Source organism: Citrobacter sp. Cpo126 (assembly GCF_030332445.1).
Classification (GTDB): Bacteria; Pseudomonadota; Gammaproteobacteria; order Enterobacterales; family Enterobacteriaceae; genus Citrobacter; species Citrobacter portucalensis.
On record NZ_JAOWHT010000028.1, the window covers coordinates 11871 to 32935 of the forward strand.

A 21065-nucleotide genomic window follows, 5' to 3' on the forward strand; every position below is an offset into this window, starting at 1 on the left:
TTGCTTCATCCGTCGTCTGACAAGCCATATCCTTACTTTTATTTGGAATGAGCTATGTCTGCCACTACTAAACCATCACGCCGCGAACAGCGCGCTCAAGCCCAACACTTTATCGATACCCTGGAAGGGACCGCCTTCCCTAACTCAAAACGCATTTATATTACCGGTTCGCAGCCGGATATTCGCATTCCGATGCGCGAAATTCAGCTCAGCCCAACGCTGACTGGCGGTAGCAAAGACAACCCGCAGTTCGAAGAGAACGAAGCCGTTCCGGTATACGACACCTCCGGACCGTATGGCGATCCTGACGTGGCGATTAACGTCCAGCAGGGTCTGGCAAAGCTGCGCCAGCCGTGGATTGCGGCGCGTAACGATAGCGAAGAATTAGACGACCGGAGTTCCGCTTATACCAAAGAACGTCTGGCCGACGATGGCCTGGACGAGCTGCGTTTCACCGGCCTGCTGACGCCAAAGCGCGCCAAAGCGGGTAAGCGAGTCACCCAACTGCACTACGCCCGCCAGGGAATAGTGACCCCGGAGATGGAGTTCATCGCCATCCGTGAAAACATGGGCCGCGAGCGCATTCGCAGTGAAGTGCTGCGTCACCAGCATCCGGGGATGAACTATGGTGCACGCCTGCCGGAAAACATCACGCCGGAATTCGTGCGTGATGAAGTGGCCGCGGGCCGTGCGATTATTCCTGCCAACATCAACCACCCGGAATCCGAGCCGATGATTATCGGTCGCAACTTCCTGGTGAAGGTTAACGCCAACATCGGTAACTCTGCCGTCACCTCCTCCATTGAAGAGGAGGTAGAGAAGCTGGTGTGGTCGACGCGCTGGGGCGCGGACACGGTGATGGATCTCTCCACCGGTCGCTATATCCACGAAACCCGCGAGTGGATCCTGCGTAACAGTCCGGTACCGATCGGTACTGTGCCGATCTACCAGGCGCTGGAGAAGGTCAACGGGATCGCCGAAGATCTCACCTGGGAAGCCTTCCGCGACACGCTGCTGGAGCAGGCCGAACAGGGCGTCGACTACTTCACCATTCACGCGGGCGTGCTGCTGCGCTACGTGCCGATGACTGCCAAACGCCTGACCGGCATTGTCTCACGCGGCGGTTCAATTATGGCGAAATGGTGCCTTTCTCATCACAAAGAGAACTTCCTGTACGAACATTTCCGCGAGATTTGCGAAATCTGCGCCGCCTACGACGTCTCTTTGTCGCTGGGTGACGGCCTGCGCCCGGGTTCAATTCAGGATGCGAACGACGAAGCGCAGTTCTCCGAGCTGCATACGCTGGGCGAGCTGACCAAAATCGCCTGGGAATACGACGTGCAGGTGATGATAGAAGGTCCAGGTCATGTGCCCATGCATATGATCCAGCGCAACATGACCGAAGAGCTGGAGCACTGCCATGAAGCACCGTTCTACACTTTAGGACCGTTGACCACCGATATCGCACCGGGCTACGACCACTTTACTTCCGGGATCGGTGCGGCGATGATCGGTTGGTTTGGCTGCGCGATGCTGTGCTACGTCACGCCAAAAGAGCACCTCGGCCTGCCGAACAAAGAAGATGTTAAACAAGGGTTGATTACCTACAAGATTGCCGCCCATGCAGCTGACTTAGCAAAAGGTCATCCGGGCGCGCAGATCCGCGATAACGCCATGTCGAAAGCGCGCTTCGAATTCCGCTGGGAAGACCAGTTTAACCTCGCGCTCGACCCGTTCACCGCCCGCGCCTACCACGATGAAACCCTGCCACAGGAATCCGGTAAGGTCGCCCACTTCTGCTCCATGTGCGGGCCGAAGTTCTGCTCGATGAAAATCAGCCAGGAGGTTCGCGACTACGCTGCTGCACAAACGATTGAAGTCGGCATGGCAGATATGTCGGAGAACTTCCGCGCCAAAGGCGGCGAAATTTACCTCAAAAAAGAGGAGGCGTAATGTACCAGCCTGATTTCCCGACCGTGCCGTTTCGCCTCGGGCTTTACCCGGTGGTAGACAGCGTGCAATGGATTGAACGTTTGCTGCAGGCGGGTGTACGCACGATCCAACTGCGCATTAAAGATAAGCGTGATGAAGAGGTCGAAACCGACGTTATGGCCGCCATTGAACTGGGGCGTCGCTATAACGCCCGTCTGTTTATCAACGACTACTGGCGTCTGGCAATTAAGCACCGCGCTTACGGCGTACATCTGGGCCAGGAAGACCTTGAAACCACCGACCTGAAGGCGATTCAGGCGGCGGGGCTACGCCTGGGGATCTCCACTCACGATGATATGGAGATCGACGTCGCGCTCGCCGCCAAGCCTTCTTATATCGCGCTGGGTCATGTTTTCCCCACGCAAACCAAACAGATGCCTTCAGCCCCGCAGGGACTCACGCAACTGGCAAACCATATTGAACGATTAGCGGATTACCCGACCGTCGCCATTGGCGGTATCAGCCTTGAGCGCGCCCCGGCAGTACTGGCGACCGGCGTCGGCAGCATTGCCGTGGTCAGCGCCATTACCCAGGCGGCTGACTGGCAGGTCGCCACGGCCCAACTACTGGATATCGCGGGAGTGGGCGATGAATGACCGCGACTTTATGCGTTACAGCCGACAGATCCTGCTCGGCGATATCGCCATTGAAGGCCAGCAAAAGCTACTCGATAGCCATGTGCTGATTGTCGGTTTAGGCGGGTTAGGTTCGCCTGCCGCGCTGTATCTGGCGGGAGCAGGCATCGGAAAACTGACGCTGGTAGACGATGACGACATTCATCTGAGCAACCTGCAGCGCCAGATCCTGTTTACCACTGATGATATCGCACGTTCAAAATCGCAGGTTGCCCAGCAGCGCCTGACGCGGCTCAACCCGGATATCGAACTGGTATCGCTCCAGCAGCGACTGAAAGGCGATGCGCTTCGGCATGCGGTAGCGCGTGCCGATGTGGTGCTCGACTGTACCGATAACATGGCCACGCGCCAGGAAATTAACGCCGCCTGCGTAACGCTCAACACCCCGCTCGTCACCGCCAGCGCCGTCGGCTTTGGCGGCCAACTGATGGTGCTGACGCCCCCGTGGGAACAAGGATGTTACCGCTGCCTGTGGCCGGACGATGTAGAGCCCGAACGCAACTGCCGTACCGCCGGTATCGTCGGACCGGTTGTGGGCGTGATGGGCACCTTGCAGGCGTTGGAAGCGATTAAATTGCTCAGCGGTATTGAGACGCCCAGCGGAGAGCTACGCCTGTTTGACGGTAAAACCAGCCAGTGGCGCAGCTTCGCACTACGACGCGCCAGCGGCTGCCCGGTATGCGGAGGGCAACATGCAGATTCAGTTCAATGATGAGCCGATGCAGTGCGCCGAAGGACAAACCGTCAGTGGGCTGCTCACTGCGCTTAATCAGCTTAAACCGGGCGCGGCGCTGGCGCTCAATCAGCAGATCCTCCCGCGCGAGCAGTGGGAGCAGCAAATCGTGCAGGAAGGCGACCAGATCCTGCTTTTTCAGGTTATTGCAGGGGGTTGATATGTTACGTATTGCCGACAAAACGTTTGATTCGCATCTGTTCACCGGCACCGGAAAATTTGCTTCATCGCAGCTGATGGTCGAGGCGATTCGCGCCTCCGGCAGCCAACTGGTAACGCTGGCCATGAAGCGCGTGGATTTACGTCAGCACAACGATGCCATTCTGGCGCCGCTGGTAGACGCTGGTGTGACGCTGTTGCCCAACACTTCGGGGGCAAAAACTGCTGAAGAGGCGATTTTTGCTGCCCAGTTGGCGCGTGAAGCGCTGGGCACAAACTGGCTGAAATTAGAAATCCACCCGGACGCCCGCTGGCTGTTACCCGATCCAATCGAAACATTGAAAGCCGCAGAAGCACTGGTGAAAAAGGGCTTCGTGGTACTGCCTTACTGTGGCGCAGATCCGGTGCTGTGCAAACGGCTGGAAGAAGTAGGCTGTTCTGCAGTCATGCCGCTCGGCGCGCCCATCGGTTCTAATCAGGGGCTGGAAACCAAAGCGATGCTGGAGATTATTATCCAACAGGCGACCGTGCCGGTGGTGGTTGATGCAGGCATCGGCGTCCCCAGCCACGCCACGCAGGCGCTGGAAATGGGTGCCGACGCGGTGTTGGTCAATACGGCAATCGCGGTAGCCGACAGCCCGGTGATGATGGCAACCGCCTTCCGTCTGGCCGTTGAAGCTGGCTTGCTGGCACGCCAGGCGGTACCAGGAAGCAAAAGTTCGCAGGCAAGTCCCACCAGCCCGTTAACCGGATTCCTGGAGGCCTTCGCATGAAAACGTTCAGCGACCGCTGGCGACAGCTGGACTGGGACGACATCCGCCTGCGTATCAACGGTAAAACCGCCGCTGACGTGGAGCGCGCCCTCAACGCTTCGCATCTTAGTCGCGACGATCTGATGGCATTGCTCTCTCCTGCCGCCGCCGATTATCTGGAGCCGCTGGCGCAGCGGGCGCAGAAGCTCACCCGTCAGCGTTTTGGTAACACGGTGAGCTTTTACGTGCCGTTGTATCTCTCCAACCTTTGCGCCAACGACTGCACCTACTGCGGTTTTTCGATGAGCAACCGTATCAAACGCAAAACGCTGGACGAAGATGAGATAATACGGGAGTGTGCGGCTATCCGTGAGCTGGGCTTTGAGCATCTGCTGCTGGTCACCGGTGAACATCAGGCAAAAGTGGGGATGGATTACTTTCGTCGCCATTTGCCCGCCATTCGCCGCCAGTTCGCCTCTTTACAGATGGAGGTACAGCCGTTGTCAGAGGCTGAATATGCAGAGCTGAAGACGCTGGGGCTGGATGGCGTAATGGTGTATCAGGAGAGTTATCATGAGGCAACTTACGCTCGTCACCATTTAAAAGGGAAAAAGCAGGATTTCTTCTGGCGCCTGGAAACGCCGGACAGGCTGGGCCGCGCAGGGATCGACAAAATCGGTCTTGGCGCGTTGATTGGTTTGTCCGACAGCTGGCGGGTTGATTGCTATATGGTGGCTGAACATCTGCTATGGATGCAGCAGCATTACTGGCAGAGCCGTTACTCTATCTCCTTCCCTCGCCTGCGCCCATGCACCGGAGGCGTTGAGCCTGCATCGATCATGGATGAGCGACAGTTGGTCCAGACCATTTGCGCGTTTCGTTTACTGGCGCCAGAAATTGAGCTGTCGCTCTCCACCCGCGAATCGCCATGGTTTCGTGACCATGTGATCCCGTTGGCGATCAACAACGTCAGCGCCTTCTCAAAAACCCAGCCCGGTGGTTATGCCGATAACCACCCCGAACTGGAACAGTTCTCCCCGCACGACGATCGTCGCCCAGAAGCCGTTGCTGAAGCACTCATGGCCCAGGGTTTACAGCCCGTGTGGAAAGACTGGGACAGCTATCTGGGGCGCGCTTCACAGGTACCGTAGGTCAGGAGCAATCGCATAAACAAAAAAACCCGCTTTCGCGGGTTTTTTCTTCACTGGCACTTAACTGCTCGGGCTCTGGCCTTCATCGCTATCGTAAGCGCTCGTGAAATTATCGGCGATTACAGCGCGACAACGTTAACAGCAGACGGGCCTTTAGCGCCATTCTCCACGGAGAACTCCACCTTTTGACCTTCGTCTAACGTTTTAAAATCGTTACTCTGGATAGCGGAGAAATGTACAAACACATCCTTGCTACCGTCCTGAGGAGTGATAAAGCCGAAGCCTTTATCAGAGTTAAACCATTTTACTAAACCAGTCATTTTGTTAGACATAGATACTTCCTTTCATGTTTTTGAGCCGCTTATGCAGCGAAGATGGCCTGTTTTGCAGAAATTAACTTATGGGGCACTTAGGGAGGAGGCTCATGAAGAAGAGTATCTGAGGATAACGCTTGAACTGAGAACTGCTTTACTAAAACTGCTTGCATAAGGTCTGTGTTCCAAACCGATGCCGCTATAGTAGACCTACTTCTAATCATTAAGCAAGCATTAATTTTTTTAATACCCACTGAGTGATGCAATGTTGAACCATCGCGGCTAAGCATCCTGGATAACAGCTTGATCTACAATGAACAAAAGCCCCGACTATTGCAGTCAGGGCTTTACGTTACTACACACTTCAAATTTAACATTAATAAACTTAACGATTTAATACTGCTGATGGTACTACTTTAAAATGTACACGTTTACTACAGATAATATTGGATATTGATACTAACTGAAGCTTTCCTCTATTTACCGTTAAACACATTCCACCCGCTTGATAATAGAACTCAAGGCTGGTGACCTAAACAAGTACACTTCCCCTCGCGACATATACTCTTTGATGCGTTGCCTTATTTCCCTTGTGATAACCAGAAAAGCAGAAATCACAAACATTTACTATAAAATCATGGCGTTACATCGTCGCGCTTTACTGACTTTTTGCGATTAGATATATCAACTACGTGGCCTGAAAGCATTGTCGAAGTGAAAAATAGCGTTTTCAGCATCGACTATCCCATACAAAAAATACTTCGTGGCCTTTATCGCAAACCCCAATCAAGCTCTACTAACACTTACTACGTTAACAGCAAACTACAATTTCTCCGCTGTTAAGTATTAACATACGGGTTTAAAAAACGCTGTCAATACTGTTTTTTATAACATGTCTTTATTGACAGTGATTATATATTCCAGCATGTGATAAGCGAGTCAAAAAGCCGCTGGCTCTGGTCCAGAACGCAGGGTTCTGCCTCTTTTTGTAACCGGTTTCAGAAAAAGCGGCTTTCTTTGTGATGCCTTGCACACAATCGTTGCAAAGCAGTTGTTGCTATAGCTGGCTCGCGATAATTATCAACTCACACATGTTGATCGAGACTGCTTATGAAAAACATCGTTTTATGCTGTGCCGCCGGAATGTCCACCAGCATGCTGGTGCAAAGGATGAAAGATGCCGCCCAGAAAAAAGGCGTCGACGTCACTATCAAAGCCGTCCCGGTGGCCGAGTTTGAAGAGAATATCTCTACAGCGGATATCGTTTTGCTCGGTCCACAGGTTAAGTATGAACAGGCCAAGCTACAGGCGATCGCCGACCCACTAGGCAAAAAGGTCGCCGTTATCGACATGATGGATTACGGCATGATGAAAGGCGATGCGGTACTGGATAAGGCGCTGAAACTACTGGAGTGATGGTATGGAAGAGTTAGAAACGATCATCATGGAGTTATTGGTAAACGCTGGCGCTGCCCGCAGCCAGGCCCTGACGGCACTGCAACTGGCGCGTAAGGGTGATTTCGCCGGTGCAGAACAAGCGATGACGGAATCACGCGAGTACGTCAAACAAGCGCATAAAATCCAGACCCAGCTGATCGGTATTGACGAGGGCACTGGCAAACTACCGGTTAATCTCATCACCGTCCATTCGCAGGACCACCTGATGAATGCCATGGTGATTCAGGATCTGGCCGGCGATATGATTGAGCTTTATCGGCGGTTACCACCGATAAATTAATGACACTGCCGGATGGCTTCGTAGACCTGATAAACGCCATCAGAAATAACATAGACATAAAAAAACCCGCCGAAGCGGGTTTTTTTTTATGGTCGGCAACGATTAATCGTTGTCAGAACCGCCCAGGCCTGCGTTCAGCAGTTCTGCCAGGCTGGCAGACGCATCTTCAGCAGTTACCTGCGGTGCAGCTGGCAGTTCGCCCGCTGCGCGACGGCGCATACGATCCTGGTGGTACGCATAACCAGTACCTGCCGGGATCAGACGACCCACGATGACGTTCTCTTTCAGACCGCGCAGTTCATCACGTTTACCTGCAACAGCTGCTTCGGTCAGGACACGCGTGGTTTCCTGGAACGATGCTGCAGAGATGAAGGACTCGGTTGCCAGAGACGCTTTGGTGATACCCAGCAGATCGCGGGAGAACGTTGCACCCACTTTGCCGTTCGCTTCCAGCTCGCGGTTTGCGATCTTGACGCGGGAGTATTCAACCTGCTCGCCTTCCAGGAAGTCGGAGCTACCAGCGCTTTCGATGGTGGCTTTACGCAGCATCTGACGAACGATAACTTCGATGTGTTTATCGTTAATCTTAACACCCTGCAGACGGTATACGTCCTGAACTTCGTTAACGATGTAACGAGTTACAGCATGCACACCACGCAGACGCAGGATGTCGTGCGGCGCTTCCGGACCATCGGAAACCACGTCACCACGTTCTACACGTTCACCTTCGAACACGTTGAGCTGACGCCATTTCGGAATCATCTCTTCGTACGGTTCGCTACCGTCTACCGGGGTGATAACCAGACGACGTTTACCTTTGGTTTCTTTACCGAAGGAAATGATGCCGCTGATTTCAGCCAGGATTGCCGGCTCTTTCGGACGACGTGCTTCGAACAGGTCCGCAACGCGCGGCAGACCACCGGTGATATCCTTGGTACCGCCGGATTCCTGCGGAACACGCGCCAGGGTGTCACCAGAGCTGATCTGTACGCCATCTTCCAGCTGAACAATCGCTTTACCCGGCAGGAAGTACTGAGCAGGCATATCGGTGCCAGGGATCAGAACGTCGTTGCCCTGAGCATCAACAATTTTCAGTGCCGGACGCAGGTCTTTACCACCCGCAGTACGCTCTGCAGAATCCAGAACCACCAGAGAAGACAGACCGGTCAGCTCGTCAGTCTGACGAGTAATGGTCTGGCCATCGATCATGTCAGTGAAGCGGACAAAACCACTCACTTCGGTGATAACTGGCATGGTGTGCGGATCCCAGTTTGCTACGGTTTCGCCGCCAGCAACCTGTTCGCCATCACCTTTCGCCATAACGGAGCCGTAAGGCACTTTATAGCTTTCTTTGGTACGGCCGAATTCGTCGATCAGTTTCAGTTCGGTGTTACGTGAGGTGATAACCAGTTTACCGCTGGAGTTCACAACCGACTTCGCGTTGCTCAGACGGATGCTACCTTTGTTTTTCACCTGGATGCTGGATTCAGCAGCCGCACGAGATGCCGCACCACCGATGTGGAACGTACGCATCGTCAGCTGTGTACCCGGTTCACCGATGGACTGTGCCGCGATAACGCCGATTGCTTCACCTTTGTTGATGATGTGGCCACGCGCCAGGTCACGACCATAGCAGTGCGCACATACACCAAAGTCGGTGTCACAAGATACAACGGAACGGACTTTAACGGAGTCAACGGAGTTCTCTTCCAGCAGATCACACCACTGTTCGTGCAGCAGCGTGTTGCGTGGAACCAGAATATCCGCCGTACCCGGCTTCAGTACGTCTTCAGCAGTTACACGACCCAGAACGCGATCGCGCAGCGGCTCTTTAACGTCACCACCCTCGATAACCGGGGTCATGGTGATGCCTTCCAGAGTGCCGCAATCGTCTTCAGTAACAACCAGGTCCTGCGCGACGTCAACCAGACGACGAGTCAGATAACCGGAGTTCGCTGTTTTCAGTGCGGTATCCGCCAGACCTTTACGAGCACCGTGAGTAGAGATGAAGTACTGGAGTACGTTCAGACCTTCACGGAAGTTCGCGGTGATTGGCGTTTCGATGATGGAGCCATCTGGCTTCGCCATCAGACCACGCATACCGGCCAGCTGACGAATCTGTGCTGCAGAACCACGCGCACCGGAGTCGGCCATCATGTAGATGCTGTTGAAGGAAACCTGCTGCTCTTCTACGCCGTCACGGTTAATAACGGTTTCGGTTTGCAGGTTATCCATCATCGCTTTGGATACACGATCGTTCGCCGCAGCCCAGATATCGATAACTTTGTTATAGCGTTCGCCTGCGGTTACCAGACCAGACTGGAACTGCTCCTGGATCTCAGCAACTTCAGCTTCCGCTTCCGAGATGATCTCGTGTTTCTTCTCTGGGATGACCATGTCATCAATACCAACAGATGCACCTGAACGCGCTGCATATGCAAAGCCGGTGTACATTGTCTGGTCAGCGAAGATAACGGTCGGCTTCAGGCCCAGAATGCGGTAACAGGTGTTCAGCATTTTGGAGATAGCTTTCTTGCCCAGCGCCTGGTTGACGATGGAGAAAGGCAGACCTTTCGGTACGATCATCCACAGAATGGCACGGCCAACGGTCGTGTCTTTCAGGCTGGTTTTCGCAACGAATTCGCCGTTTTCATCTTTTTCATATTCGGTGATACGCACTTTAACGCGCGCATGCAGAGAGGCCAGACCTGCGCGATAGATACGCTCAGCTTCTTTCGGGCCAGTCAGCACCATGCCTTCGCCTTTGGCGTTAACACAGTCACGAGTCATGTAGTACAGACCCAATACAACGTCCTGAGACGGAACGATGATAGGTTCGCCGTTCGCCGGAGACAGGATGTTGTTGGTAGACATCATCAGCGCACGCGCTTCGAGCTGGGCTTCCAGCGTCAGCGGTACGTGAACAGCCATCTGGTCACCATCGAAGTCGGCGTTATATGCCGCACAAACCAGCGGGTGCAGCTGGATAGCTTTACCTTCGATTAGTACCGGTTCAAATGCCTGGATACCCAGACGGTGCAGTGTTGGTGCACGGTTCAGCAGTACCGGGTGTTCGCGGATAACTTCGTCCAGGATATCCCAAACGACAGCTTCTTCACGCTCAACCATTTTCTTAGCGGCTTTGATGGTGGTGGCCAGGCCACGCAGTTCCAGCTTGCCGTAGATGAACGGTTTGAACAGTTCCAGTGCCATTTTCTTCGGCAGACCGCACTGATGCAGACGCAGGTATGGACCTACGGTGATTACAGAACGACCGGAGTAGTCAACACGCTTACCGAGCAGGTTCTGACGGAAACGACCCTGCTTACCTTTGATCATGTCGGCCAAAGATTTCAGAGGACGTTTGTTAGAACCGGTGATCGCACGACCGCGACGACCGTTATCCAGCAGGGCGTCAACCGCTTCCTGCAGCATACGTTTTTCGTTGCGTACGATGATGTCCGGCGCAGCCAGATCCAGCAGACGCTTCAGACGGTTGTTACGGTTGATAACGCGACGATACAGATCGTTCAGATCCGATGTTGCGAAACGACCACCATCCAGCGGAACCAGCGGACGCAGATCTGGCGGCAGAACCGGCAGAACGGTCAGGATCATCCACTCTGGCTTGTTACCAGACTGTACGAAGGCTTCCAGCAGTTTGATACGCTTGGTCAGCTTCTTACGCTTGGTTTCAGAGTTGGTTTCGTTCAGCTCTTCGCGCAGAGTTTCACACTCTTGCTCCAGATCCATGCTTTTCAGCAGAGCCTGGATAGCTTCCGCACCCATCTTCGCGTCGAATTCGTCACCGAATTCTTCCAGCGCGTCCAGATACTGCTCTTCAGTCAGGATCTGTTGACGTTCCAGGTTAGTCATACCGCCTTCGATAACTACATAAGATTCGAAGTACAGCACGCGCTCGATATCGCGCAGCGGCATATCAAGCAGCAGACCGATACGGGACGGCAGCGATTTCAGGAACCAGATGTGAGCAGTCGGAGACGCCAGCTCGATGTGGCCCATACGCTCACGGCGTACTTTAGTCTGGGTCACTTCAACGCCGCACTTCTCACAGATCACACCACGGTGTTTCAGGCGCTTGTACTTACCGCACAGGCACTCGTAGTCTTTTACCGGCCCAAAGATACGGGCGCAGAAAAGGCCGTCACGTTCAGGTTTGAACGTACGGTAGTTAATGGTTTCCGGCTTCTTAACTTCACCGAAAGACCATGAACGGATCATGTCTGGCGAGGCCAGAGCAATTTTGATCGCATCAAACTCTTCGGTTTTAGTCTGCGCTTTCAGAAACTTTAATAAATCTTTCACGGATTTGCTCCCGTCGGAGTTAGCACAATCTGGCGCTGGCTGTTACGCCAGCACCAGTGACCTGTTTGATCGAGAGTTACTCGTCTTCCAGCTCGATGTTGATACCCAGCGAACGAATCTCTTTCAACAGTACGTTGAAGGATTCCGGCATGCCTGGTTCCATCTGATGGTTGCCGTCCACGATGTTTTTATACATCTTAGTACGACCGTTCACGTCATCAGACTTAACGGTGAGCATTTCCTGCAGGGTGTATGCTGCGCCATATGCTTCCAGCGCCCACACTTCCATCTCCCCGAAGCGCTGACCACCGAACTGCGCCTTACCACCCAGCGGCTGCTGAGTAACCAGGCTGTAAGAACCGGTAGAACGCGCATGCATCTTGTCATCAACCAAGTGGTTCAGTTTCAGCATGTACATATAGCCAACGGTAACCTGGCGCTCGAACTGCTCACCGGTACGACCGTCGAACAGTGTGATCTGACCGGAAGTCGGCAGGCCACCCAGCTGTAACAGTTCCTTGATTTCAGACTCTTTCGCACCGTCGAATACCGGCGTTGCGATCGGCATACCTTTTTTCAGGTTTTCAGCCAGACGCAGAACTTCTTCATCGCTGAAGGTATTCAGGTCAACTTTCTGACGAACATCTGAACCCAGATCGTAAGCACGCTGGATGAATTCGCGCAGTTTCGCGACTTCCTGCTGCTGTTTCAGCATGGCGTTGATCTTATCGCCGATACCTTTTGCAGCCATACCCAGGTGGGTTTCAAGGATCTGACCGATGTTCATACGCGATGGTACGCCCAGCGGGTTCAGTACGATATCTACCGGCGTACCGTTAGCATCGTGTGGCATATCTTCGATCGGGTTGATCTTAGAGATTACACCCTTGTTACCGTGACGACCTGCCATCTTATCACCAGGCTGGATCCGACGTTTAACCGCCAGATACACCTTAACAATCTTCAGCACGCCCGGTGCCAGATCGTCGCCCTGAGTGATTTTACGGCGTTTCGCTTCGAGTTTTTTCTCGAATTCGTGTTTCAGTTCGTCGTACTGCTCAGCCAGTTGTTCCAGCTGATTCTGTTTCTCTTCGTCGGTCAGGCCGAGTTCTAACCAGCGGTCGCGCGGCAGTTTGTCGAGCTTCTCAGCTTCAACACCACCGGAAACCAGCACAGCGTAGATACGGCTGAACAGGCCAGCTTCGAGGATCTGCAGTTCTTCAGACAGGTCTTTTTTCGCCTGCTTCAGCTGCATCTCTTCGATTTCCAGCGCACGTTTGTCTTTTTCTACGCCATCGCGAGTAAAGACCTGAACGTCGATAATCGTACCGGAAACACCGTTTGGCACGCGCAGAGAAGAGTCTTTAACGTCAGACGCTTTCTCACCGAAGATCGCACGCAGCAGCTTCTCTTCTGGCGTCAGCTGGGTTTCACCTTTCGGCGTTACCTTACCAACCAGAATGTCGCCACCGGTCACTTCTGCACCGATATAAACGATACCGGATTCATCCAGTTTGGAGAGCGCAGCTTCACCCACGTTCGGGATGTCAGCGGTGATCTCTTCTGGCCCCAGCTTGGTGTCACGGGACACACATGCCAGTTCCTGAATATGGATGGTGGTGAAACGGTCTTCCTGGACAACACGCTCGGATACGAGGATGGAGTCTTCGAAGTTGTAACCATTCCATGGCATGAATGCCACGCGCATGTTCTGACCCAGCGCCAGTTCACCGAGGTCGGTGGACGGACCGTCTGCCAGCACATCACCACGTTCAACCGGCTCGCCCAGAGATACGCAAGGCATCTGGTTGATGCAGGTGTTCTGGTTAGAACGGGTGTATTTGGTCAGGTTATAAATGTCGATACCTGCTTCGCCCGGGTACATCTCGTCTTCGTTAACTTTGATAACGATACGGGAAGCATCCACGTACTGAACAGTACCGCCACGTTTAGCAACTGCAGTAACACCGGAGTCGACGGCTACAGCACGTTCCATACCGGTACCAACCAGCGGCTTATCAGCGCGCAGAGTCGGAACGGCCTGACGTTGCATGTTCGCACCCATCAATGCACGGTTGGCGTCATCGTGTTCCAGGAACGGGATCAGGGACGCACCGACGGATACCACCTGCTGGGTGGATACGTCCATGTAGTCAACCTGGTCGCGGCTGAACAAGCTGGATTCGCCTTTGCTACGGCAGGTAACCAGATCTTCTACAAAGTGGCCTTCGTCATCCAGGTTGGAGTTCGCCTGAGCGATAACGTAGTTGCCTTCTTCGATAGCAGACAGGTAATGAATTTCGTCAGTTACAACACCGTCGGTCACTTTACGGTACGGAGTCTCAAGGAAGCCGTATTCGTTAGTCTGTGCATACACGGACAGGGAGTTGATCAGACCGATGTTCGGACCTTCAGGTGTTTCGATTGGACATACGCGACCGTAGTGAGTCGGGTGTACGTCTCGAACTTCGAAGCCTGCGCGTTCACGGGTCAGACCGCCTGGGCCGAGTGCAGAGATACGACGTTTGTGCGTAATCTCAGACAGCGGGTTGTTCTGGTCCATAAACTGAGACAGCTGGCTGGAACCAAAGAACTCTTTCACTGCTGCAGAAATCGGCTTGGCGTTGATCATATCCTGAGGCATCAGGGTATCCAGATCGCCCAGAGACAGACGCTCTTTCACCGCACGCTCAACACGTACCAGGCCAACGCGGAACTGGTTTTCCGCCATTTCGCCTACGGAACGGATACGACGGTTGCCGAGGTGGTCGATATCATCGACTTCGCCTTTACCGTTACGGATATCGATGAGCTTCTTCATCACTTCGATGATGTCGTCTTTGCTCAGGATACCGGAACCTTCGATTTCGTCGCGCAGCAGAGAACGGTTGAACTTCATACGACCAACCGCAGACAGGTCATAGCGGTCTTCGGAGAAGAACAGGTTCTCGAACAGGCTTTCAGCAGCTTCACGAGTCGGCGGCTCACCAGGACGCATCATGCGGTAGATTTCTACCAGTGCGCTCAGACGATCGTTGGTTGGGTCAACACGTACAGTTTCAGAAATGTACGGACCGTGATCCAGATCGTTAGTGAACAGCGTTTCGATACGCTTGTGACCAGACTGGCTCAGCTTAGCCAGCAGATCCAGGCTCAGCTCCATGTTAGCTGCGCAGATCAGCTCGCCAGTAGATTCGTCAACGTAGTCTTTAGCCGCAACTTTACCAGCAATGTATTCAACCGGAACTTCGATATGTTTGATATCGTCTTTTTCCAGTTGGCGAATATGGCGCGCAGTGATGCGACGGCCTTTTTCGACGTAGACTTTGCCGTTAGCTTCAATGTCAAAGGAAGCGGTTTCACCACGCAGGCGTTCCGGCACCAGTTCCATCTGCAGCTTGTTGTCGCGAATTTCGAAAACAACTTTTTCAAAGAACAGGTCAAGGATCTGCTCAGTGGTGTAGTTCAGTGCACGCAGAATAATGGTCGCAGGCAGTTTACGGCGACGGTCAATACGTACGAACAGGTTGTCCTTCGGATCGAATTCGAAGTCCAGCCAGGAACCACGGTAAGGGATGATGCGCGCGTTATACAGCACTTTACCCGAAGAGTGGGTTTTACCTTTGTCGGAGTCAAAGAAGACGCCAGGACTACGGTGCAGCTGAGAAACGATAACACGCTCAGTACCATTGATTACAAAGGTACCGTTGTCAGTCATGAGCGGAATTTCGCCCATGTAGACTTCTTGTTCTTTAATGTCTTTTACGGTGCCTTCCGGCGCTTCGCGCTCGTAGATCACCAGACGCAGTTTTACGCGCAGCGGTGCGGAATAGGTCACGCCACGGATCTGACATTCCTGAACGTCAAACACCGGTTCGCCAAGGCGGTAGCTGACGTATTGCAGCTCGGAATTACCGCTGTAGCTCTGAATCGGGAAAACGGAACGGAAAGCTGCTTCCAGACCATACTGCCCTTCAGGATCTTGCTCGATGAACTTCTGAAACGAGTCAAGCTGGATAGAAAGGAGATAAGGTATGTCCAACACTTGTGGACGTTTACCAAAATCCTTACGAATACGTTTTTTCTCGGTATAGGAGTAAACCATTAGGGTTCCTCAGCTCGCTGACAAGTCGACCCATCTGTCCGACGAAGGGACAGTTTGTGCAACACTATTTTGTTGACCGGAAAATCGAATACTTTCCGCAATGCCTGTTGCTATCACGCTTAAACCATTTCATTGCGATTTACACAGAACTGATGCTCTGTCGCAGTATATTAAGACGTCGATAGAAACAAGCATTGAAAGGCACAGCAGTAGTCAAACAGTGTGAAATGCTACTGGCGCCTTACAGCGCAAAAAGGCTGGTGACTAAAAAGTCACCAGCCATCAGCCTAATTTCTTAGGCTGCAACCAGAAAAGTTGGCTTATTTAACTTCAACTTCAGCGCCAGCTTCTTCCAGAGATTTTTTCAGTGCTTCTGCGTCGTCTTTGCTGATGCCTTCTTTCAGGGCAGCCGGAGCAGATTCTACCAGGTCTTTAGCTTCTTTCAGACCCAGGCCAGTTGCGCCACGTACTGCTTTGATTACAGCAACTTTGTTAGCGCCAGCAGCTTTCAGAATTACGTCGAATTCAGTTTTTTCTTCAGCAGCTTCAGCCGGGCCAGCAGCTACAGCTACAGCAGCAGCAGCGGAAACACCGAATTTTTCTTCCATTGCAGAGATCAGTTCTACAACGTCCATTACGGACATAGCGGATACTGCTTCAATGATTTGATCTTTAGTGATAGACATTTAAATTGTTCCTGAAAATCAGAATAAGTTTATACGTAAGCAGATGCTTGAGAAAGATAACTGCGATTAAGCAGCTTCTTTCGCATCGCGTACAGCAGCCAGAGTACGAACCAGTTTGCCAGCCGAAGCTTCTTTCATGGTTGCCATCAGGCGTGCAATTGCTTCTTCGTAGGTCGGCAGAGTTGCCAGGCGATCGATTTGCGATGCCGGGATCAATTCACCTTCAAAGGCTGCGGCTTTGACCTCAAATTTTGCATTCGCTTTCGCGAACTCTTTGAACAGACGAGCAGCAGCGCCCGGGTGTTCCATAGAGTATGCAATCAGGGTCGGACCAACAAACGTGTCTTTCAGGCACTCGAACTGAGTACCTTCAACGACGCGGCGCAGCAGGGTGTTACGAACAACACGCATGTATACGCCAGCTTCACGACCTGCTTTACGCAGTTCAGTCATTTTATCTACAGTTACGCCACGGGAATCCGCAACTACTGCAGACAGCGCGCCTTTGGCTACTTCGCTGACTTCAGCAACAATCGCTTGTTTGTCTTGAAGATTTAAAGCCATTAGCTTTGCTCCTGGATGTTTGCCGGAACTCATGTTCCGGAACTCACTTCACTCTCCCCAACGGAAAGAGCGTCTAAATACGGTGAGCAGAAACAAGCCAGAGTATCAGAAATAATCTTAGCGTTCTGTCACCGTCTACGCAGGGCATTAAGTTTCTTACGAAACACCTGCGGTCTTCGACGGAGGCCTGGATAGGCCAGGCTCCAACGAACAAATCTTGTCTATCTGTCGCTATTCAATCTGTGACGGCGTTGACTGCCTTCGTTCACACCAGTCACATAGTTAACTATGCTCCTGGCGATTCACTCAGTTGTCGCCTTGCCACAGCCTGAATATCTCGGATATACGTCTGCAATTAGCAGAAACGTGGGGGTAAGATTGTAGACAAAATCACCGCCCACGTAAAGGCGAATATTAGTTCGCCACAGTCGCAGTCAGACCGGACTGATCAACGGCAACACCAGCACCCATGGTGGTGGAGATGCTAACTTTCTTGATGTACACGCCTTTAGCCTGAGTCGGTTTCGCTTTTTTCAGCGCAACCAGCAGAGATTCCAGGTTTTCTTTCAGTTTGTCAGCGTCAAAATCCACTTTACCGATGGTGGTGTGGATGATGCCGTTTTTGTCGTTACGGTAACGAACCTGACCTGCTTTAGCGTTCTTAACTGCTTCAGCAACGTTAGGGGTTACAGTACCAACTTTCGGGTTTGGCATCAGGCCGCGCGGGCCCAGAACCTGACCCAGCTGGCCAACAACGCGCATTGCATCCGGGGAAGCAATAACAACGTCAAAGTTCATTTCGCCTTTCTTGATCTGGTCAGCCAGATCTTCCATACCTACCAGCTCAGCGCCTGCAGCTTTAGCAGCTTCAGCGTTTGCGCCCTGGGCAAATACGGCTACGCGAACGGAACGGCCAGTACCGTGCGGCAGTACAGTTGCACCACGTACGTTCTGGTCAGATTTACGAGCGTCGATGCCGAGGTTAACGGCAACGTCTACGCTTTCTACGAATTTAGCAGTGGCCAGCTCTTTCAGCAGAGCAATAGCTTCGTTGATGTCGTACTGTTTAGTTGCATCAACTTTGTCACGGATCACGCGCATACGCTTGGTCAGTTTAGCCATTTCTTAGTCCTCCACTACCAGGCCCATGGAACGTGCAGTACCTTCAATGGAGCGAGTCATCGCTTCAATGTCGGAACCAGTCATGTCGGCAGCTTTGGTCTGCGCGATTTCCTGCAGCTGAGCGCGGGAAATTTTACCCACTTTGTCTTTGTTCGGCTTGCCGGAACCAGACTTGATACCAGCCGCTTTCTTCAGCAGAACTGCTGCCGGAGGCGTTTTGGTAACGAAAGTGAAAGAACGGTCAGCGTAAACGGTGATAACAACCGGGATCGGCAGACCTTTTTCCATGGAATCAGTTTTTGCGTTGAACGCTTTGCAGAATTCCATGATGTTCACGCCTTGTTGACCCAGTGCTGGACCTACCGGCGGACTCGGGTTAGCCATACCAGCTGCAACCTGCAGCTTGACGTAGGCCTGGACTTTCTTAGCCATTCTAAATTCCTCTAGTTGGGTTATAGCGCCTCAAGGAGGCTCCCCGTGATTAAATTCGTTTTACGGACAGGGCCCATAAAAACAAAAGGCGCGAAATTGTATTCCAATCTCGCGCCTTGTGCAACGATTAAATCGCCGCTTTTTTGATCGCTGTTTAGGCTTTTTCTACCTGGGCAAAGTCCAGTTCTACCGGGGTCGCACGACCGAAGATAGAAACAGAGACTTTCAGGCGGGACTTTTCGTAGTCCACTTCTTCAACCACACCGTTAAAGTCAGCAAACGGACCGTCACTAACGCGAACCATTTCACCTGGCTCAAACATCGTTTTCGGACGCGGTTTATCGCCAACCTGCTGCAGACGGTTCATGATCGCATCAACTTCTTTGTCGCTGATCGGCGCCGGACGGTCAGATGTACCGCCGATAAAGCCCATCACACGCGGCACGCTGCGCACCAGGTGCCAGCTTGCGTCATTCATCACCATCTGGACCAGTACATAGCCCGGGAAGAATTTACGTTCGCTCTTGCGACGCTGGCCACCACGGATTTCGACCACTTCTTCGGTCGGCACCATGACTTCGCCAAACAGCTCTTCCATATTTTGTAACTTGATATATTCGCGCAGCGACGTGGCTACGCGGCCTTCAAAACCGGAAAACGCCTGAACGACGTACCAGCGCTTTTTAGGGGCTTCAGACATCTTAGAACCTCAGGCCAGTGATAAAGGATACCAGGCGAACCAGAATACCATCCAGTCCCCACAGGATCAGTGACATTACTGCGGTAACCGCAGCCACAATTAATGTGGTGTGCAATGTTTCCTGGCGAGTTGGCCAAATGACCTTACGGACTTCGGTTCTCGCTTCACGGGCAAAAGCAACGGTCGCTTTACCTTTTGTTGTCAACAGCGCGACACCACCCGCTGCGGCAATCAGAATCACTACGGCCAGCGCACGCAGCGGCAGCATCATGTCACGATAGAGGTAGTTGCCAACGATAGCTACAAGCAGCAATACAGCGACAACAACCCACTTCATCGCTTCCAGGCCGCGCCCGCTTCCTTGAGCTTCGGTATTCGCACTCATAAACCAACCTGTCAGAAGTATTCTACAAACATTTTCACCCCGCGTAAGCGAGGCGATCCAAACCGAAATGCTCTGGTGCGTTTCGGACTAAACGCCCTCTTCAGAGCCTGTCTCAGCAATGATTATGACAAAAAAAATCACTGATGAGCCAGGTTCTGGTGTGAAAGCGTGCAAAAAGGGCATCAAATGATGCCCTTTTATTGCGCATTGCGTCAAATGTTATTCGGCAATTAGCTCATTACTTTGGCAACAACGCCCGCACCAACAGTACGACCGCCTTCACGGATTGCGAAACGCAGACCATCGTCCATCGCGATTGGGTGGATCAGGGTAACAACCATTTTGATGTTGTCGCCCGGCATTACCATCTCTACGCCTTCCGGCAGTTCGATGGTACCAGTCACGTCAGTAGTACGGAAGTAGAACTGCGGACGGTAGCCTTTGAAGAACGGAGTATGACGGCCGCCTTCGTCTTTGGACAGAATGTACACTTCAGATTCGAACTTGGTGTGCGGCTTGATAGAGCCCGGCTTAGCCAGTACCTGACCACGTTCGATTTCTTCACGTTTGATACCACGCAGCAGAACACCAACGTTCTCACCAGCACGGCCTTCGTCCAGCAGTTTGCGGAACATTTCAACGCCAGTACAGGTAGACTTAGCAGTCTCTTTGATACCAACGATTTCAACTTCTTCACCAACTTTGATGATACCGCGTTCTACACGACCGGTAACAACGGTACCACGACCGGAGATGGAGAATACGTCTTCGATAGGCAGCAGGAACGGCTTGTCAATCGCACGCTCTGGTTCTGGGATGTAAGAATCCAGGAAGCCAGCCAGTTCGATGATTTTCGCTTCCCACTCTGCTTCGCCTTCCAGCGCTTTCAGAGCAGAACCACGAACGATCGGAGTGTCGTCGCCCGGGAAATCGTACTGAGACAGAAGTTCACGAACTTCCATTTCTACCAGTTCCAGCAGCTCTTCGTCATCAACCATGTCGCATTTGTTCAGGAACACGATGATGTACGGAACGCCTACCTGACGACCCAGCAGGATGTGCTCACGAGTCTGCGGCATCGGGCCGTCAGTCGCAGCAACAACCAGGATCGCGCCGTCCATCTGCGCAGCACCGGTGATCATGTTTTTAACATAGTCGGCGTGGCCCGGGCAGTCTACGTGTGCGTAGTGGCGAGTCGGGGTGTCATATTCAACGTGAGAAGTGTTGATGGTGATACCACGAGCTTTTTCTTCCGGCGCGTTATCGATCTG

Annotated in this window: 18 protein-coding genes; 8 read left to right on the forward strand and 10 right to left on the reverse strand. The window is 52.7% G+C overall.

Features of this window, described 5'->3' with window-relative positions; genetic code table 11:
• Positions 1 to 54: 54 nt before the first annotated feature.
• From thiC to thiH, 6 genes are read left to right on the forward strand one after another with little or no spacing between them, the layout of a single operon-like run.
• On the forward strand, positions 55 to 1953 hold the full coding sequence (thiC, locus tag OGY17_RS06710; RefSeq protein WP_008787115.1) for a phosphomethylpyrimidine synthase ThiC: 1899 nt from the start codon (positions 55 to 57) through the stop codon (positions 1951 to 1953).
• On the forward strand, positions 1953 to 2588 hold the full coding sequence (thiE, locus tag OGY17_RS06715) for a thiamine phosphate synthase (RefSeq protein WP_191215256.1): 636 nt from the start codon (positions 1953 to 1955) through the stop codon (positions 2586 to 2588). The genes thiC and thiE overlap by 1 nt, the downstream gene beginning before the upstream one ends.
• Complete coding sequence (locus tag OGY17_RS06720) at positions 2581 to 3339, forward strand: HesA/MoeB/ThiF family protein (protein WP_003826902.1); 759 nt, start codon at positions 2581 to 2583, stop codon at positions 3337 to 3339. The genes thiE and OGY17_RS06720 overlap by 8 nt, the downstream gene beginning before the upstream one ends.
• Positions 3320 to 3520: a sulfur carrier protein ThiS gene (gene thiS, locus OGY17_RS06725; protein WP_016155307.1), complete on the forward strand. Its 201-nt coding sequence runs from the start codon at positions 3320 to 3322 to the stop codon at positions 3518 to 3520. Before OGY17_RS06720 ends, thiS begins: the two co-directional genes overlap by 20 nt.
• A 1-nt stretch (position 3521) precedes the next feature.
• Positions 3522 to 4292: a thiazole synthase gene (gene thiG / locus OGY17_RS06730; protein WP_032941566.1), complete on the forward strand. Its 771-nt coding sequence runs from the start codon at positions 3522 to 3524 to the stop codon at positions 4290 to 4292.
• The gene (thiH, locus tag OGY17_RS06735) at positions 4289 to 5422 is read left to right on the forward strand and encodes a 2-iminoacetate synthase ThiH (protein WP_008787119.1); all 1134 of its coding nucleotides are present in this window, start codon (positions 4289 to 4291) and stop codon (positions 5420 to 5422) included. Before thiG ends, thiH begins: the two co-directional genes overlap by 4 nt.
• Before the next feature lie 119 nt (positions 5423 to 5541).
• Here thiH and cspG read toward each other — a convergent pair whose 3' ends face one another.
• A complete protein-coding gene (gene cspG / locus OGY17_RS06740) occupies positions 5542 to 5754 on the reverse strand; it encodes a cold shock protein CspG (RefSeq protein ID WP_003033098.1) in 213 nt (70 codons plus the stop codon).
• Positions 5755 to 6846: 1092 nt separating this feature from the next.
• On the opposite strand from cspG, the gene OGY17_RS06745 reads away from it, so the two are divergent.
• Both OGY17_RS06745 and OGY17_RS06750 read left to right on the forward strand, forming a co-directional pair.
• Positions 6847 to 7152, forward strand: coding sequence for a PTS sugar transporter subunit IIB (locus tag OGY17_RS06745; protein ID WP_020996080.1), 306 nt, complete (start codon positions 6847 to 6849; stop codon positions 7150 to 7152).
• A gap of 4 nt (positions 7153 to 7156) precedes the next feature.
• On the forward strand, positions 7157 to 7474 hold the full coding sequence (locus OGY17_RS06750) for a PTS lactose/cellobiose transporter subunit IIA (RefSeq protein WP_008787121.1): 318 nt from the start codon (positions 7157 to 7159) through the stop codon (positions 7472 to 7474).
• Positions 7475 to 7576: 102 nt separating this feature from the next.
• Here OGY17_RS06750 and rpoC read toward each other — a convergent pair whose 3' ends face one another.
• From rpoC to tuf, 9 genes are all read right to left on the reverse strand, one after another.
• Positions 7577 to 11800 carry a DNA-directed RNA polymerase subunit beta' gene (gene rpoC / locus OGY17_RS06755; RefSeq protein ID WP_003826919.1) on the reverse strand — a complete coding sequence of 1408 codons (4224 nt, stop codon included), beginning with the start codon at positions 11798 to 11800 and terminating at the stop codon, positions 7577 to 7579.
• 76 nt (positions 11801 to 11876) lie between these two features.
• Positions 11877 to 15905, reverse strand: coding sequence for a DNA-directed RNA polymerase subunit beta (gene rpoB / locus OGY17_RS06760; protein WP_003033111.1), 4029 nt, complete (start codon positions 15903 to 15905; stop codon positions 11877 to 11879).
• Between the two features lie 320 nt (positions 15906 to 16225).
• Positions 16226 to 16591: a 50S ribosomal protein L7/L12 gene (gene rplL, locus OGY17_RS06765; RefSeq protein ID WP_003033114.1), complete on the reverse strand. Its 366-nt coding sequence runs from the start codon at positions 16589 to 16591 to the stop codon at positions 16226 to 16228.
• Between the two features lie 66 nt (positions 16592 to 16657).
• Entirely contained in the window at positions 16658 to 17155 is a 498-nt protein-coding gene (rplJ, locus tag OGY17_RS06770) for a 50S ribosomal protein L10 (RefSeq protein WP_001207203.1), read from the reverse strand.
• Positions 17156 to 17569: 414 nt separating this feature from the next.
• Positions 17570 to 18277 (reverse strand): 50S ribosomal protein L1, encoded by a 708-nt coding sequence (gene rplA, locus OGY17_RS06775; protein WP_003033119.1) that lies wholly within the window; start codon positions 18275 to 18277, stop codon positions 17570 to 17572.
• Positions 18278 to 18280: 3 nt separating this feature from the next.
• A complete protein-coding gene (rplK, locus tag OGY17_RS06780) occupies positions 18281 to 18709 on the reverse strand; it encodes a 50S ribosomal protein L11 (RefSeq protein WP_003033122.1) in 429 nt (142 codons plus the stop codon).
• Between the two features lie 154 nt (positions 18710 to 18863).
• Positions 18864 to 19409, reverse strand: coding sequence for a transcription termination/antitermination protein NusG (gene nusG / locus OGY17_RS06785; protein WP_003033125.1), 546 nt, complete (start codon positions 19407 to 19409; stop codon positions 18864 to 18866).
• A gap of 1 nt (position 19410) precedes the next feature.
• Positions 19411 to 19794 carry a preprotein translocase subunit SecE gene (gene secE / locus OGY17_RS06790; protein WP_003033128.1) on the reverse strand — a complete coding sequence of 128 codons (384 nt, stop codon included), beginning with the start codon at positions 19792 to 19794 and terminating at the stop codon, positions 19411 to 19413.
• A 230-nt stretch (positions 19795 to 20024) separates the two neighbouring features.
• Positions 20025 to 21065 (reverse strand): elongation factor Tu (gene tuf / locus OGY17_RS06795; protein WP_058842576.1); only part of this gene is annotated, 1041 nt, incomplete at its 5' end.